General features: G+C 73.1%; 1 protein-coding gene. It reads left to right on the forward strand.

All coding sequences use genetic code 11. From position 1 onward, the window contains the following. Window positions 1-746, forward strand: a 746-nt coding sequence (locus MKK50_RS24375; RefSeq protein WP_499025782.1) for a calcium-binding protein, incomplete at both ends; no start/stop codon positions are given.

Here is a 746-nt window from a genome sequence, read left to right on the forward strand (position 1 = left end):
TCCGACACGATCACGGCGGGCGACGGCGCCAAGACCGTGCTCGGCGACAGCGGCCAGCTCGACCTTACGGCGGGCGTGCCGACCCTGATCCAGACGCTGACGCCGGTCCTCGGCGCGGCCGACACGATCAAGCTCGGCAACGGCCGCAAGCTCGTCCTCGGCGGCGCCGGCGGCGACCTCGTCGACGGCGGGTCCGGCGATGCCATCGTCATCGGCGATGCCGGGCTCGTCCGTCTGGTCAACGGCAGCCCGGTTCGGGTCGAGAGCACGGATGTCGGCGTGTCCGGCGACGACACCGTCACCCTCGGCGCCGGCAACGGTGTGGTGCTCGGCGGCTCGGGTGCCGACCGGCTGACGCTCGGAACCGGCCGCTCGGTGGTGCTCGGCGACAACGGTATGGTCGACTTCGACGGGCAGGCGCGTCCGGTCGAGATCACCTCGACGGCGCCGGATGTCGGCGGCGGCGATGTGATCGTGGTCGGCGACGGCGGCTCGGTGGTGCTCGGCGGCTTCGGCTCCGACACGATCACCACGGGCTCGGGCTCGGATGTGATCCTCGGCGACAACGGCGCGGTGCCGCTCTCGCCCTGCATTCCGGTCTTCGTCCGCACGACGAGTGCGGGCGCGGGCGAGGCGGAGGAGCTCCGGGCAGGCGGGGGGGAGAACGCCGTGCTCGCCGGGGTCGGTGTGGACACGATGGTGAGGGGCTCCGGCCGCGACACGGTCTTCGGCGAAGCGCGTCAGGG

The organism is Methylobacterium sp. J-043, assembly GCF_022829505.1.
In the GTDB taxonomy this organism is placed as follows: Bacteria; Pseudomonadota; Alphaproteobacteria; order Rhizobiales; family Beijerinckiaceae; genus Methylobacterium; species Methylobacterium extorquens_A.